Origin of the sequence: Candidatus Endoriftia persephonae (genome assembly GCF_023733635.1) — a bacterium.
Lineage (GTDB): Bacteria > Pseudomonadota > Gammaproteobacteria > Chromatiales > Chromatiaceae > Endoriftia > Endoriftia persephonae.
Map to the genome: position 1 here is coordinate 2,867,744 of NZ_CP090569.1, position 14,556 is coordinate 2,882,299.

14 protein-coding genes are annotated in these 14,556 nt (G+C 59.7%); 5 read left to right on the top strand and 9 right to left on the bottom strand.

All coding sequences use genetic code 11. The annotated features are described in order from the left end of the window. Window positions 1–111: 111 nt before the first annotated feature. The 4 genes from mepK to efp form a co-directional block, all read right to left on the bottom strand. Window positions 112–684, bottom strand: a complete 573-nt coding sequence (mepK, locus tag L0Y14_RS12885; RefSeq protein ID WP_006474806.1) for a peptidoglycan L,D-endopeptidase MepK — start codon at window positions 682–684, stop codon at window positions 112–114. A 414-nt stretch (window positions 685–1,098) separates the two neighbouring features. Further along, the gene (locus L0Y14_RS12890) at window positions 1,099–2,772 is read right to left on the bottom strand and encodes a L,D-transpeptidase family protein (RefSeq protein ID WP_006474807.1); all 1,674 of its coding nucleotides are present in this window, start codon (window positions 2,770–2,772) and stop codon (window positions 1,099–1,101) included. Window positions 2,773–2,850: 78 nt separating this feature from the next. Further along, window positions 2,851–3,831 carry an EF-P lysine aminoacylase EpmA gene (gene epmA, locus L0Y14_RS12895; RefSeq protein WP_039960681.1) on the bottom strand — a complete coding sequence of 327 codons (981 nt, stop codon included), beginning with the start codon at window positions 3,829–3,831 and terminating at the stop codon, window positions 2,851–2,853. 8 nt (window positions 3,832–3,839) lie between these two features. Continuing rightward, on the bottom strand, window positions 3,840–4,412 hold the full coding sequence (gene efp / locus L0Y14_RS12900) for an elongation factor P (protein WP_006474810.1): 573 nt from the start codon (window positions 4,410–4,412) through the stop codon (window positions 3,840–3,842). On the opposite strand from efp, the gene epmB reads away from it, so the two are divergent. The 3 genes from epmB to L0Y14_RS12915 all read left to right on the top strand — a co-directional run bounded on the left by epmB (window position 4,411) and on the right by L0Y14_RS12915 (window position 8,131). After that, window positions 4,411–5,454 (top strand): EF-P beta-lysylation protein EpmB, encoded by a 1,044-nt coding sequence (gene epmB / locus L0Y14_RS12905; RefSeq protein ID WP_005966341.1) that lies wholly within the window; start codon window positions 4,411–4,413, stop codon window positions 5,452–5,454. The genes efp and epmB overlap by 2 nt on opposite strands. Window positions 5,455–5,595: 141 nt before the next feature. After that, entirely contained in the window at window positions 5,596–7,146 is a 1,551-nt protein-coding gene (locus L0Y14_RS12910; RefSeq protein ID WP_005966343.1) for a lipopolysaccharide biosynthesis protein, read from the top strand. Window positions 7,147–7,177: 31 nt separating this feature from the next. Further along, window positions 7,178–8,131, top strand: a complete 954-nt coding sequence (locus tag L0Y14_RS12915; protein WP_305790608.1) for an MBL fold metallo-hydrolase — start codon at window positions 7,178–7,180, stop codon at window positions 8,129–8,131. A gap of 19 nt (window positions 8,132–8,150) precedes the next feature. Here L0Y14_RS12915 and L0Y14_RS12920 read toward each other — a convergent pair whose 3' ends face one another. Next, on the bottom strand, window positions 8,151–8,582 hold the full coding sequence (locus tag L0Y14_RS12920) for a DUF2384 domain-containing protein (RefSeq protein ID WP_006474813.1): 432 nt from the start codon (window positions 8,580–8,582) through the stop codon (window positions 8,151–8,153). Window positions 8,583–8,685: 103 nt separating this feature from the next. Next, window positions 8,686–9,123 carry a hypothetical protein gene (locus tag L0Y14_RS12925; protein ID WP_005965592.1) on the bottom strand — a complete coding sequence of 146 codons (438 nt, stop codon included), beginning with the start codon at window positions 9,121–9,123 and terminating at the stop codon, window positions 8,686–8,688. Between the two features lie 191 nt (window positions 9,124–9,314). Between L0Y14_RS12925 and L0Y14_RS12930 the strand changes: the two genes are divergently transcribed. Together L0Y14_RS12930 and L0Y14_RS12935 are read left to right on the top strand one after the other, a co-directional pair. After that, entirely contained in the window at window positions 9,315–10,211 is an 897-nt protein-coding gene (locus L0Y14_RS12930) for a phosphoribosylaminoimidazolesuccinocarboxamide synthase (RefSeq protein WP_006474814.1), read from the top strand. 112 nt (window positions 10,212–10,323) lie between these two features. Then, a complete protein-coding gene (locus L0Y14_RS12935) occupies window positions 10,324–10,566 on the top strand; it encodes a glutaredoxin family protein (RefSeq protein WP_232433094.1) in 243 nt (80 codons plus the stop codon). An 84-nt stretch (window positions 10,567–10,650) separates the two neighbouring features. Here L0Y14_RS12935 and fba read toward each other — a convergent pair whose 3' ends face one another. From fba to L0Y14_RS12950, 3 genes are all read right to left on the bottom strand, one after another. Then, window positions 10,651–11,715: a class II fructose-bisphosphate aldolase gene (fba, locus tag L0Y14_RS12940; RefSeq protein ID WP_005965598.1), complete on the bottom strand. Its 1,065-nt coding sequence runs from the start codon at window positions 11,713–11,715 to the stop codon at window positions 10,651–10,653. A gap of 120 nt (window positions 11,716–11,835) precedes the next feature. Next, window positions 11,836–13,284 (bottom strand): pyruvate kinase, encoded by a 1,449-nt coding sequence (gene pyk / locus L0Y14_RS12945; protein WP_006474818.1) that lies wholly within the window; start codon window positions 13,282–13,284, stop codon window positions 11,836–11,838. A gap of 83 nt (window positions 13,285–13,367) precedes the next feature. Further along, window positions 13,368–14,549, bottom strand: a complete 1,182-nt coding sequence (locus L0Y14_RS12950) for a phosphoglycerate kinase (protein WP_040819599.1) — start codon at window positions 14,547–14,549, stop codon at window positions 13,368–13,370. Between the last annotated feature and the right edge of the window lie 7 nt (window positions 14,550–14,556).

Below are 14,556 nucleotides of genomic sequence, written 5' to 3' on the forward strand. Positions count from 1 at the left end.
TAGGCGCGTCGCTCGCGGCGCGCCTACAGGGTGATGCACAATGTCCGGCTGGCAGGGATTGTTCTCAGCAATCCCCCTGCATTTCCTCCATCCATGGAGGCCAAGCCGGAGCTACCAGAAACGCACGCGGCCGGTGTCGACGTGAATGAAGTTGGATTTTGGGTAGAAGCCGACGCCACCCGCCTTTAGCGCCAGGGCCGCCTTGCGCAGCTCTTTCAGTTCAGTTCCCGGCAGACGGACGTCGATCGCCTTGCCCTGCATGTGCAGACTGCGCTTGGCGACACCATTGCTTTTGCCACGCAGCATGGCATTGCTCTTAGGTGAGCGATAGCCGGAGATCACCTGAAACTCCCCTACCCGCCCGACGCTGCTCTGCAGGCGATATAGCAGGTCAAGCAGCTTCGGGTCCATCAGGGTGCTGTCGCCAGTGCGGTGGTCACGCAGCAGCTGGTTGAGGCGCCGCAGATTCTCTGCCAGATACTCGCCGTCCGCCCAGTAGGCCAGCTTCTCCCGTTCGCCGGTGTGCAGATGGTGCAGGGCGATACTGCGTTCCTGTTGCTGCCCGATCGAGGCGAACAGGGAGGGGGCGGTCAAGGCGCTGCCGAGGGCAACACAACCGCTGAGAAAATGACGCCGGCTGGTATCTGGGCACTCAATCTGCGGGACTTGAATCTGTTCTGACATACTTCGCTAATCCGGATAACTGGTTACTCTGCCCGATGATTCGGCAGGGCCGCCAAAAAGACCATGCAAAGAGTATCAGATTATGACCGGGGTACGCCATCCTTGTGATTCCATTCACAATTCCAGGTTTATAAGCCTCTGATTAAGTCTGGGCGAAGTGGATTGTGATTCAGAATGTTCAGACTCAAGGCGCAAATCACACGTAAAGTTACTGCTCCCTGCTCACGCTCCTCCCCTACATCCCTGTCGGGGATAGCTGGCTCTTGCGAACGACTACATGGATGCAGGAGGTAGAGTAACGCATGGAGCCGTTGCCGAGATTTGCCACGCAGAAGCTGGATAGTCTGGGCACAAGATACGAGTTCATGACTTAATCAGAGGCTCCTTAGTGAGGAGTCGATAAGTCAGCGAGGATCAATCTGCCTCTGCCAGCTGCCGGGTTGAGCGTCCATCTCTGGCAATCTGGTCGGTGTGTTGCAACAGCCTCAGCAACAGCCCGTTCCTTGCATAGATATCGGGACGAAACTGCACCCTGCCCGCTTCGTCCACCCAGCTGGTGAAGTAGGTGAGATAGACCGTCAGTGGCTGTGACAACGGTTGGATGCGGGTCTCTCCAGATTCAATATCCAGCAGCAGATTGTGCTGCGGGGCATTCTCGTTCTGCAGCAGCAACCCGGCCAGCTGCCGCGCCTTCTCCACCCGCACACAACCAGAGCTGAAGGCGCGACGCGGCTTATCGAACAGGCCAACAGCCGGGGTGTCGTGCAGATAGATCGCGTAGGGGTTGGGCATCTGGAACTTGATCCGCCCCAGGCTGTTGTTCTCCCCAGGAAACTGGCGCAGCACATAGGGGAAGTTGTTCTTGTCGAAGCGCTGCCACTCCACCAACCAGGGGTCGACCTCCCGCCACTCACCCTGCACGCGCTGTAGCACCTGGAAGCCCCTACGCTCCAGATAGTCGGCATCCTGCTGCTGTTTCGGCAGCAGATCCTCCACCGCGATGCGTCGTGGCACGGTCCAGGCAGGATTGACGATCAACTGTGTGATGCGCCCCTGGAAGGAGGTGGTCTGACGACTGAGGCGACCGTTGATCGAGCGGCTTTGCAGCTGTGGCTGACCATCCACCATCAAGGTCAGTTCAAAACCGGCGGTATTGACCAGCAGGTGCGGATTGTCGAGCTGGCGCGGCAGCCAGCGCCAGCGCTCCAGGTTGGCACGCAACTGCAGGATGCGCTGCGCCACCGGTTGGTTAAGAGCGGCGCGAGTCTGCGGCCCCATCAGACCATCATCCAGCAGGCCGTGGCGCTGCTGAAAGCGTTTGATGGCGAGCAGCAGCGGCGCATCGAAATATTCAGGATCATCAGCCTCTTCCACGGCAGCCGGCTCCTCGAACCGCAACCGCTGCCGCAGCAGTACCACATCGGGATGGCGCATCCCCAGATGCAACAGCAGTTCGCCTTCCAGGCCGGGCCAACCTCCCTGCTGTTCGATCCCCTGGTAGCGGTCGAGCGCCTGTTTCAGACGCAGATAGCCGGGGGTGGTGGGTAGCAGCGAGGAAAACAGCTGCTCCGGCTGCCCCGCTTTCAGCTGCTGCTGCAGATAGTCCAACGGCTCGAAGCTCTCAGCCGGATGGTGCCAGGCCGGATCGAGCCGGGCCGCATTGAAACGCCCGCTGTTGAGATCCCGCGCCAGCTTCAGGAAGGCATCCGTAAACACTAACTCCCGCAACAGGATCGCGGGCGTGTCGAGACGATGACCCAGCTGCTGCAGGGTCGACAGATGGTACTCCACCGGGTTGAGCCCTTCAGTCGATGCATTCTCGATCCACTCCAGCAGCACCAGCCCCCAAGGATTGAGCCGCTCATGCTGATGCCACACTGGCCGGCCCTCTCTGGCCTGGTAAAAATCGGCCAGATGGCTCCAGTTGGGCAACCCACTGACCAAAGTGAGCAGCAGAGGTGGCAGCGGCTGCGAGTTCTCACCCCCGGCAGCCACCTCCCTCCCTGGCGGGGCTGACAGATCGGCAAACGCACCACCAACACTCAACAGCGCGCAGCAGAGGCAGACAACAGGCAGATGGTGTCGCATCACACCTTCCTATGTGGATCAACCGAGAACGAGTCTCTTCTTCAACCAAAGTATAGAAAGAGTGTGCGGGCAGCCAGATCAGGCCCGTTCAAAGGGGAAGGCGAGCACCTGCCGGATCTGCTCGGCGCCGCTGACCTGCATCAGCAACCGGTCGATGCCCAGCGCCACGCCGGCGCAGTCAGGCAGCCCGGCCTGCAGCGCAGCGAGCAGATACTCATCCATCGGTGGTTCTACCAGTCCGGCAGCGCGGCGGTTCTGATTATCCACCTCAAACCGCCGCCGTTGCTCATCAGCATCGCTCAATTCGTGAAAACCATTGGCGATCTCCATCCCCTCCAGATAGAGCTCGAAACGCTCCGCCACGGGGGGATTACCAGGCCGCACTCTCGCCAAAGCCGCCTGGCTGGCCGGGTAGTCGTACAGAAAACAGAGAGTACCGCGCCCCAGGTGCGGTTCAATGGCATGGCTCAGCAGCAGGTCGAGCCAGCCGTCCCAGTCGAGCTGCAGCGACTCTGCGCCGGAAATCTGTTCACGCTGCGCAACCTGCTGCAGACCAGTCGCATCGAAAGCCTGGATATCGATCCCCAGATGGCGGTGAAAGGCCTCTGCGTAAGCGAGTCGCTCTACAGGTCTTGGTTCGGGCAGCAGCCGGTTGACCAGCTCGGCCACCTCACCCATCAGCTGCCGGTGATCGAAGCCGGGCCGGTACCACTCCAGCAGGGTGAACTCCGGGTTGTGGCGTCGCCCCAGCTCGCCATCACGAAACACCTTGCAGATCTCGTAGATCGGTCCGCTGCCGGCGGCGAGCAGCCGCTTCATAGGGAATTCAGGAGAAGTATGCAGGAACAGCCCGAGCCCCGCCGGGGCGCCCGGTCCAGTGTAGCGACTGGTAAGGCTCTCGATGGCCAGATCGGTAACAGCGAAGCGGGAACAGACCGGGGTCTCCACCTCGAGAACCCCAGCCTGTCGAAAGAAGTCACGGATCGCAGCGAGCAGCTCCGCGCGCGCCTGCAGCATTGCTAGCGAGGCGAACGGGCGCCACTCATGCGTCGCGCTCATGGAGGCGATCAATCCTCTTTGGCGCGGCCCTGGTATTCGCCGGAGACAGTGCTGACCTTGATCACATCACCGATCTGCACGAACAGCGGCACCCGCACCACCGCACCGGTTGAAAGTGTGGCCGGCTTGCCGCCGCTGCCGGAGGTGTCGCCCTTCAGGCCGGGGTCGGTATCGGTCACCTCCAGCACGACAAAGTTGGGCGGCGTGACGATGATCGGGTTACCGTTCCACAGGGTCACGGTGCACATATCCTGCTCTTTGAGCCATTTGATCGAATCGGCCACCGCTGTCTTGTCAGCATTGACCTGTTCGAAGGATTCGGGGTCCATGAAGTACCAGAAATCACCGTCGGTGTAGAGGTACTGCATATCTGTCTCGTGCACATCGGCGGCCTCCACCGACTCCCCCGATTTGAAGGTCTTCTCCAGCACCCGACCGGTCTTCAGGTTACGGATCTTGACCCGGTTGAAGGCCTGACCTTTGCCTGGCTTGACGAATTCGTTTTCAATAATGGAACAGGGATCCCCGTCCATCATAATCTTCAAACCGCCCTTGAACTCATTGGTGCTGTAGGTTGCCATGACATCCTCGAATAACTTTGAAATCGCGGCGCACATCATACCTGAGAGTGCGCCATCTTTGCAGGGTACGCCCTGGCAGACAGCCCTTGCCGGGGCCTTTACCCACCCCCAGGCGCTGTTTGAGTTCCTACAACTCGACCCGGCCCTGCTGCCGGCGGCGCTGCAGGCCGCCACAACCTTCCCGCTACGAGTACCGCTGGGCTACGCGGCGCTGATGCGCAAGGGCGACCCCGCCGACCCGCTGCTGCGCCAGGTGCTGCCACTGGCCCAGGAGCTGCAGGACCAAGCGGGCTTCGATACCAATCCGGTGGGCGATCTGCAGGCCGAGGCACTGCCCGGTCTGCTGCAGAAGTACCGGGGACGAGCGCTATTGATCGCCACTGGCGCCTGTGCCATCAACTGCCGCTACTGCTTCCGCCGCCACTACCCCTACCAGCAGGGTTCAGCCACACCGCGCCAGCAGCGACAGATCCTCGAGCATCTACGCCGGGACGAATCACTCAGCGAGGTGATCCTCAGCGGCGGCGACCCGCTGCTGCTGGACGACCGGCGTCTCGCCGGCTGGCTTGATGACCTCGCAGCGATCCCCCATCTGCGGCGTTTGCGTCTGCACAGCCGCCTGCCGGTGGTGCTGCCGGAGCGGATCAGCGAATCGCTCGCCCACCTGCTCACCGCTTCCCGACTGCAGACGGTAATGGTGATCCACGCCAATCATCCACGGGAGATCAGCGCAGCGGTGGCCGATGGCCTGCAGCAGCTGAGCGAACAAGGCATCCGCCTGCTCAACCAGTCGGTGCTGCTCAGGGGGGTGAACGACTCGGCGGAGACGCTGGCGGAGTTGAGCGAACAGCTGTTTGATGCTGGCGTGATGCCCTACTATCTGCACCTGCTCGACCGGGTCGATGGCGCGGCCCATTTCGAGCTCCCGGCGGCAAAGAGTCAGCAGATCTACCAGGCGCTGCTGGCCGCACTGCCAGGATATCTGGTGCCAAAACTGGTGCGAGAAGAGGTCGGTGCGCCAAGCAAAACCCCGGTGATCTGACGCTCTCCTCGCCAAACTGGAACCAGGTTCTCTGTAGCCGTTCACAATTATAGATTTTGCCCGGTACAGGGGGCATGATTAGGCGCCCTAAATAAGCACTCACTCCCCCCCGCAATCGAATTAAGGAAGGGCCCGCCGCCGATGAGCGAATCCAACTCCCAAAAGGGCAGCGACGTCACCGGACGCCAGTCGCTGCTAAAGAATACGCTGGTCAGCTGGGCCGGCCATCTGGTCTTCATCATCGCCGGCTTCATCATGCCGCGCATCATCGACGACACTATCGGCCAGAGTGCGCTGGGCATCTGGGACTTCGGCTGGTCGATCGTCTCCTACCTGCGCATCAGCGGTCTCGGCTTCACCTCCTCGGTAACCCGCTATGTGGGCACCTACCGTGCCGCCGGCGAGTTCGACAAGCTGCGCGGTGCGGTCACCACGGTGGCCTTTATCCAGGTCTGCATGGCGCTGCTGGTGGCCACTGCCGTCATCGGGCTCTACTTCCTGCTACCAACCCAGTTCGCCGACAAGCTGGCCGGCCACACCGAGGAGGCACAGTGGGTGGTGCTGTTTCTCGGCCTCGGCTTCAGCTTCGAGCTGGCGCTGCAAACCTCGCGCGGGGTGATCACCGGCTACCACAAGTGGGGGCTGCAGAACGGCATCGCCTCGGGTTTCTACACCCTCAACGTAATCTGCATGATCATCGCACTGAAGCTGGGTGGCGGCCTGAAGGAGATCGCGATGGTCTACTTCATCGTCACCCTGATGGCGGAGCTGACCCGGGTGACGGTGGTCTTCAAAGTCTGCCCGGAGATGCGCATCGCACCCAAGCTGGCATCGATGGCACACGCCAGGACCATGTTCAACTTTGGCGGCAAGACCCTGATCACCGATCTGGTGCCGATCCTCTCGATCCAGACCGTCTACATCTTCCTGTTGAGCAATCTGGGACCGGCTTCGCTGGCGGTGTTCGCCCGCCCCTTCTCGCTGATCCGCCACGTTGAGACCTTTATGAAAAAGTTCGCCCATGTGCTGGTGCCCACGGTGGGTGCGGTGCAGCAGTCGGGCAAGCTCAAGGAGCTGCAGGATCTGCTGTTCTCCGCGGCGAAGTATGCCGCCGCTCTGGCGCTGACCATGATGATCCCGTTTGTGGTGTTCGGCGATGTGCTGATGCAGGTCTGGATGGGCAGTGACTATGTCAATATCCCGTTGATAGTGCTGCTCGGCTGCGGCTTCTTCCTCCCCATCTCACAGCAACCCAGCTTCCGCTTCCTGATGGGAATGAACGAGCACGGCTATATCGCAATGCGCGCTGCACTGGCGTTTGTCGCCTCCCTGTCGATCGGCATTCCGATACTGAATTCGATCGGCTGGAGCCTTGACCGGGCCGCCTGGATAGTGTTGGTCCCTGAGCTGCTGGCCTATGGTATCCTGGTGCCGATCCATGCCAGCCGGGTGTTGCAGATCCCGCTCTGGCGCTATCTGCACCGCGCCTTTGGGGTGCCACTACTGTGCGCTCTGCCCTACTTGCTGACCCTGCTGGGGATCAAAATGGCGATGCCGGAATCGCCGGTCAGTGCCATGGGCTATGGCGCCTTGGCCGGCGGCCTAGTGCTGTTTGTGATGTTCTGGTTGCTGCTCTTCCCGGAGAAGGTGAAACGCAAGTTTCAGAAGCTGATCCCGACGGCGGCTCGCTGAGATTGATGCCGATTTGACCCAGGTGACCGCGATGCAGCCTGCCCCGATCGAAACCCTGCCTGGCGGGATCGTCCGGATCGACACCGAGTATCAGCGTCCCGGTCTGGCTGCCTGTTATCTGTTGGAATCCCAAGGTGAGGCGGCCTTTGTCGACACCGGGACCAGCCACTCCCTGCCGCTGCTGCTGCAGGCGCTGGAGCAGCGCGGGCTGGTGCGGGAGGCGGTGAAGTATGTTATTCCCACCCATGTGCATCTTGACCATGCGGGGGGCGCTGGGGCGCTGATGCGGGCGCTGCCAAATGCGCAGTTGGTGGTGCATCCGTTCGGCGCACGCCACCTGATCGATCCGGCCAAGCTGATCGCCGGCACCATCGCGGTCTACGGCAAGGCGGAATTTGAGCGTCTCTATGGCGAAATCATCCCGGTGGCGGCGGAACGGGTGATCGAGGCTGAAGATGGACTTACCCTGGAGCTGGGCAGACGCCGCCTGGAGTGTCTCGACACCCCTGGCCACGCCCGTCACCATATCTGCATCCACGACTCCCAGACCAATGGCTTCTTCAGCGGCGACACCTTCGGTCTCTCCTACCGGGAGTTCGATACAGACAGCGGCGCCTTTCTGCTTCCCACCACCACCCCGGTGCAGTTCGACCCGGATGCCTGGAACGCCACCCTCGATCGGCTGCTGAGCTACAGGCCCAAGGTGATCTACCTGACTCACTTCGGAGCGGTCACCGGGGTGGAGCAGCTGGCGACGCAGCTGCGGGAGGGTCTGGAGACATTTGTTGAGATCGCGCTGCAAGCCAACGAGGAGGATCGCCAGGCGCAGATCCGCACTGGCTTGGAAAGCTGGGCGCTGGAAGCACTACAGCGGCGTGGCTGCCAACTGCCGCAGGAGCAGTGCCTGGCGCTGCTGGCTCTCGATCTCGAGCTCAACAGTCAGGGGCTGGAGGTCTGGCTGCGGCGGCGTGAGGCTCACGCCTAACACCGTCCAGCCAAGTACGTCAGAGAGTCCGACAGGAGGTGTTGCGGGATCCACTCATATCCCAGGCAAAGGTGCAGTCGAGGTGACAGAGCACGCTGACCATCCCCTTCTCGCCATCCAGCATCACTGACAGGGGGGTACGGCGACTTAGCTTGTGATTGGCCTGACGGAACCAGCGCCGCCCTATCTGCGGGTTGCCCGGATAGGTGGTGCGCAGGGCGTCATCGATACGCACCAAGTACTCGATCCGCGTCATCAGCTCCGGAGTATGAGGAAAGGGGGTATCCTGTCGATAGCGCATGAAGTGGCGGGGTTTACCTTCGACACTGAGCAGCGCCATCATCTCTTCCGCCCGCAGGCCCCAGCTCTCGAGCATATTCAACACACTCTGGGTCATATCGAGCCGGTCATTCAACGACATCTCGAACTCTGCTGTCTTATTCTCTGTCATAGTTCACCCGGGAGCCCCAAATACGTAGTCGTGATCATGGTTATTGGAGGGGCAGTCTAACATGCCGTTGCCGGACTATTTCCGGCTCCTGATCATGGATTTATTAGCTGCTGAACAGACGCCTCCACCAGCGTTTGCGATTATTCGGCAGCTGCTGGGTTGCCGGTAGATCCACCGGCGGAATTTTGCTCAGCACCCAACCCGGTAGAGGAGGGTTGTCACTGTAACCGCAGGAGACTCCCAGGTTGTTCGGGTCGTAGATCTTGACGAAGCTGGGCTGCCTGAGATCATCCGCATAGACGATGCCACAGTAGTTCTCCTTATGCTCTTCCCGCAGCAGGGTGTCGATCTCGCTGATGAAGCGGTTGAATGCAGCACTGTCCAGCACCGTACTGGGCGGCGTCTCGCCGACTGCATAGACATACCAGCCGCCTTCGGCATCTTCCCTCAACACACCCCACAGGTCATCCAGATGGTGCCAACGAAGTGCCGAGGTAAAGCTGCCACGAAATGCCACCAGATAGTGCTGTTGTTCTGTCATGTGAGCGATCCTCTCAAGTTCTCTCTCCTCCCAGCTATACGCTGCGCGGTGCGATCTGGATGCGGCCCTATCAGGCCGTCAGTCAAGAGTTGCGTTTATACAGCCGCTTATCAGCCAAGCAATTGTTTTTTTTGCAGGCTGCCCGGCGAAAAATCCGGTTATAATGCCGATTTGTATCCACGGCAACCGCTATGATCGAAACTGCTAACACCCTCTTCCAATCCGAACTCCCCGATTTGCATCTGCTCAATCGCGGCAAAGTCAGGGACATCTACGAAGTCGACAGCCATCATCTGCTGATCGTCACCACCGATCGTCTCTCGGCATTCGATGTGGTCCTGCCGCAGCCGATCCCCGGCAAGGGCGAGGTACTGACCCGGGTCTCCAACTTCTGGTTCAAGCGCACCGAAGCGCTGGTACCAAACCACCTCTCCGACCTGCCGCTCAGCAGCATCATCACCGATGCCGACCAGCGAGCCGCACTGGGTGACCGGGCGCTACTGGTACGCCGCCTCAAACCACTGCCGGTGGAGGCCATAGTGCGCGGCTATCTGATCGGCTCCGGCTGGAAGGATTACCAGCGCAGCGGCGCTGTCTGTGGCATCCAGCTACCGCAGGGGCTACAGCAGGCCGACAAGCTGCCAGAGGCGATCTACACCCCCTCCACCAAAGCCGCAGTTGGCGAACACGACGAGAACATCAGCTTCGACAAGACCGTCGAACTGCTCGGCGGTGAACTCGCAGAGCAGGTGCGCGATCTCAGTCTGCACATCTACACCGAGGCGGCGGAGTATGCGCGGAGCAAAGGCATCATCATTGCCGACACCAAGTTCGAGTTCGGGCTGGACGATAACGGTGTGGTGCACCTGATCGATGAGGCGCTCACCCCTGACTCATCCCGTTTCTGGCCGGCTGATCAATACCGACCGGGAATCAGCCCACCGAGCTTCGACAAACAGTTTGTGCGGGACTATCTGGAAACCCTGGATTGGGACAAGACCCCGCCCGCCCCGGAACTGCCCGCCGAAATCATCAACAAAACGGCCGAAAAATACCGCGAGGCGGAACGACAGTTGACAGGAAACTAAGTCGTCAGCTAGCGTGGGACGTAACAAATGTTACGCCCACTTACCACAGGACAGAGAACATACGGTAACTGCCTTGCACATGAATGGCCAAGAAGAAAAAACAGCAAAGGTCGTGATCTACACTACCCAGCAGTGCAAGCACTGCAGACAGGCCAAAGCCTGGTTGAAGCAGCACGGCGTCCCCTTTCTCGACTTTGATGTCGGGAAACCAAACAAGATCCAGAAGAAATTCTTCAGTATTGGCGGACGTAGCGTCCCCATGTTTGTGGTGGGAGAGCAGCAGCTTACCGGGTTCAACCCCAACAAACTGAAAGATTTTCTCTCGCGCTCCGGACTGATCCCCTCCCCCCGCTGAATCCCACCAATAGGGCTGCCTGAAGCAAAATCAGATGATAAAAAAAGGGGCCCTAAGGCCCCTTTTTTAGTATGCTGCGGCCAATCAGCTGACCTTGGGATCAAGCTCGCCTGTTGCATACCTTTCGAACATTTTCTCCAGGGAGATCGGGGTGATCTTGGAGGCCATGCCGGCAGAACCAAATGCTTCGTAGCGGCTCTTGCAGATATCGGACATCGCCTTGGTCGCCTCTTTGAGGAACTTACGCGGATCGAAGTTGCTCTTGTTCTCTTCCAGGTGACGGCGAACGGAGCCAGTGGAGGCCATGCGCAGATCGGTGTCGATGTTGACCTTACGCACGCCGGACTTGATACCTTCGACGATCTCTCCAACCGGTACGCCATAGGTCTGGCCCATGTCACCGCCGTAGTCGTTGATGATCTTCAGCCACTCCTGTGGCACCGAGGAAGAACCGTGCATCACCAGGTGGGTGTTGGGGATGCGCGCGTGGATCTCTTTGATGCGATCGATACGCAGGATCTCACCGGTGGGCTCCTGGGTGAACTTGTAGGCGCCGTGGGAGGTGCCGATGGCGATGGCCAGAGCATCCACGCCGGTCTGCTTGACAAAGTCCGCAGCCTCTTCAACACCGGTCAGCAGCTGATCCATGTCCAGCTTGCCCTCGGCTCCGTGGCCATCTTCCTCACCCATCTCACCGGTCTCCAGAGAGCCCAGGCAGCCCAGCTCACCCTCGACGGAAACACCGCCGGCGTGCGCCATCTGCACGACCTGTTTGGTGACATTCACGTTGTACTCAAAGGAGGAAGGGGTCTTGCCGTCGGACATCAACGAGCCGTCCATCATCACCGAGCTGAAACCGGACTGGATGGAACGCAGGCAGATGTCTGGGGAAGCACCGTGATCCTGGTGCATGCAGACCGGGATGTGCGGATACATCTCGATCGCCGCCTCGATCAAGTGGCGCAGGAAGGGCTCACCTGCGTAGGAGCGGGCACCAGCAGAGCCCTGCAGGATAACAGGGCTGTCAACCGCATCAGCGGCCTGCATGATAGCGTGTACCTGTTCCATGTTGTTGACGTTAAACGCCGGAAGTCCGTAGCCGTTCTCGGCAGCGTGGTCGAGAAGCTGGCGCAGGGAAATCAGGGCCATGATTGCCTCCTAATCTGTAGTGTCAAAACCAAAAAAACCGTCCATTGGATCGCCGGAACAGAAGCTAGCAACAGCCTGTCGTTCCGAGCTTTAAATTCTTTCTTGGAGTTCGTGCTCTGCTCAATCACCCCGATAGCGCATGTGTTCGCCGACCCGCATGATCTTCATGATGTTGGTCTGCCCCTCCACACCGGAGCGATCGCCCTTGGTGATCAGCACCAAGTCATTATCACGTACCTCGCCGCGACGCAGTAGTTCGTCGATCACCTCTTCATTGACCTGGTTGTAGTCGGTGCTGGCGACGTCGAAGCTAACCGGATAGACACCGCGGAATAGGGTCACTTTTCGACGAGTCTTCACATTGCGGGTCAACGCGTAGATCGGGATACCAGAGCTGATGCGCGACATCCATTGCGGGGTGGAACCAGACTCGGTAAGCGCTGCAATCGCCTTCACCCCAAGATGGTTGGCGGTGTACATGCTGGCCATGGCTATCGCCTCATCGACCCGACCAAACACCGAATCGATGCGGTGTTTCGAGCGCTTCACGGAGGCCTGTTTTTCCGCCTCGATGCAGACTCGATCCATGGCCTCGACCACTTTATGGGGATATTTGCCCACCGATGTCTCGGCTGAGAGCATCACTGCATCGGTGCCATCAAGCACCGCATTGGCCACGTCGAACACCTCGGCGCGGGTCGGGATCGGACTTTCGATCATCGACTGCATCATCTGGGTGGCGGTGATCACCACGCTGTTCATGCGTCGTGCCGTCCTGATCAGCTCTTTCTGAACCGCTGGAAGCTCGGCATCACCGATCTCCACACCCAGGTCGCCGCGCGCCACCATGATCGCATCCGAGGCCTCGATGATCTCTTCTATGACATCCAGCGCTTCGGCCCGCTCGATCTTGGCGACAATACCCCCGTCACCACCGGCCTCCTCCAGCAGGCGACGTGCCTCGCGCACGTCATCCGCGCAGCGCACGAAAGAGACGGCTAGATAATCCGCATCGATCTCGGCAGCGAACTTGATGTCTTGCTTGTCTTTCTCGGTGAGGGCCGGTGCAGAGAGACCGCCACCCTGCTTGTTGATGCCCTTATTGTTGGAGAGCTTACCACCGACCACCACCTTACAGTGGACCTGCTTGCCCTCCACTTCGGCGATCCAGAGCACAATGGCCCCATCATCCAGCAGCAGGGTATCGCCGCGAGCGACGTCGTTGATCAGATCCGGATAGGTCAGACCAACACGCTCATCATCGCCATCGGTGAGTGGGCATTCGGCATCGAGGATGAACGCGCCATCCTCTTCCAGCATCACGAAGTCGGATTTGAAGCGCCCGATACGTATTTTCGGTCCCTGCAGGTCGCACAGCACACCGACCTGACGGCCACTGGCGCGGGAACGATCACGGATGCGCTCAGCACGCTCACGCTGCTGATCATGAGGATCATGGGAGAGGTTGAGGCGAACCACATCCACCCCGGCATGGATTAGTTTGTCCATTACCTTGGGGTCGTCTGTGGCCGGGCCCAGGGTTGCAACGATCTTTGTACGTCTTGGCATATTTAACTCAGTTGTAGGAGCGTCGCCCCTTGGCGCGAAGAAGTAGTATAAATCGCGGCGCAAGGCGCCGCTCCTACCAGAGATCAGCCCTTGGCACACTCTTCAAGCATCGCCACAGCAGGCAGGGTCTTGCCTTCAAGATACTCGAGGAAGGCGCCGCCGGCGGTAGAGATATAGGTGACTTTATCGTAGATGTCATATTTCTGGATAGCGGCAATCGTGTCGCCGCCACCAGCCAAACTGAAGCAGTCGGAATCGGCAATGGCCATGGCGACAGTCTTGGTACCCTCACCAAACTGATCGAACTCAAACACACCCACGGGGCCATTCCACACCACGGTGCCTGCCTTGGCGATGATGTCGGCCAGCTCCTTGGCGGAGTCGGGGCCAATATCGAAGATCATGTCGTCGTCTTCCACATCCCCTGCTGCTTTCAACACAGCCGGCTCGGCTTCCGCAAAATTCTTACCGCAGACCACATCGGTGGCGATCGGGATATTGGCACCACGGGCCGTCATCTTCTCCACCAGGGCCTTGGCGGTATCAACCAGGTCGTCTTCACAAAGAGACTTACCGACATTGTTGCCCATCGCCTTGAGGAAGGTGTTGGCGATACCACCACCGACCACTAGCTGATCAACCTTCTCAGAGAGGGCCTCCAGCACCGTCAACTTGGTGGAGACTTTGGAGCCACCAACAATGGCGACCATCGGGCGGGCCGGATTGGCCAGCGCATTAGCCAGGTTATCCAATTCGCTGGCCAGCAGCAGGCCGGCGCAAGCGGTGGGGGCGAATTTGCCGACACCGTGGGTAGAGGCCTGGGCGCGGTGGGCGGTACCGAAGGCATCCATCACGAAGACGTCGCACAGAGCTGCGTACTTCTTAGCCAGCTCTTCGTTGTCCTTCTTCTCACCGGCGTTGAAACGCACGTTCTCAAACAGCACGACTTCGCCGTCCGCCACTTCAGGGGTGTTCTCCAGATAATCCTTCACCAGGCGCACGCTTGTGCCCAGCTTAGCAGACATGTCTTCAGCGATCGGCTGCATGGAGTTTTCATCGTCGGCCTTGCCCTCTTCCGGACGCCCACGGTGCGACATAACCTGCACCTTAGCGCCAGCCTTGACACAGTGTTCGATAGTCGGCATAGAGGCAGTGATGCGGGCGTCGGAGGTGACCTTGCCGTCTTTGACAGGAACGTTCAGGTCAGCACGGATAAGAACGCGCTTGCCGGCAAGATCGAGATCGGTGAGCTTGATGAAAGCCATGATCAAC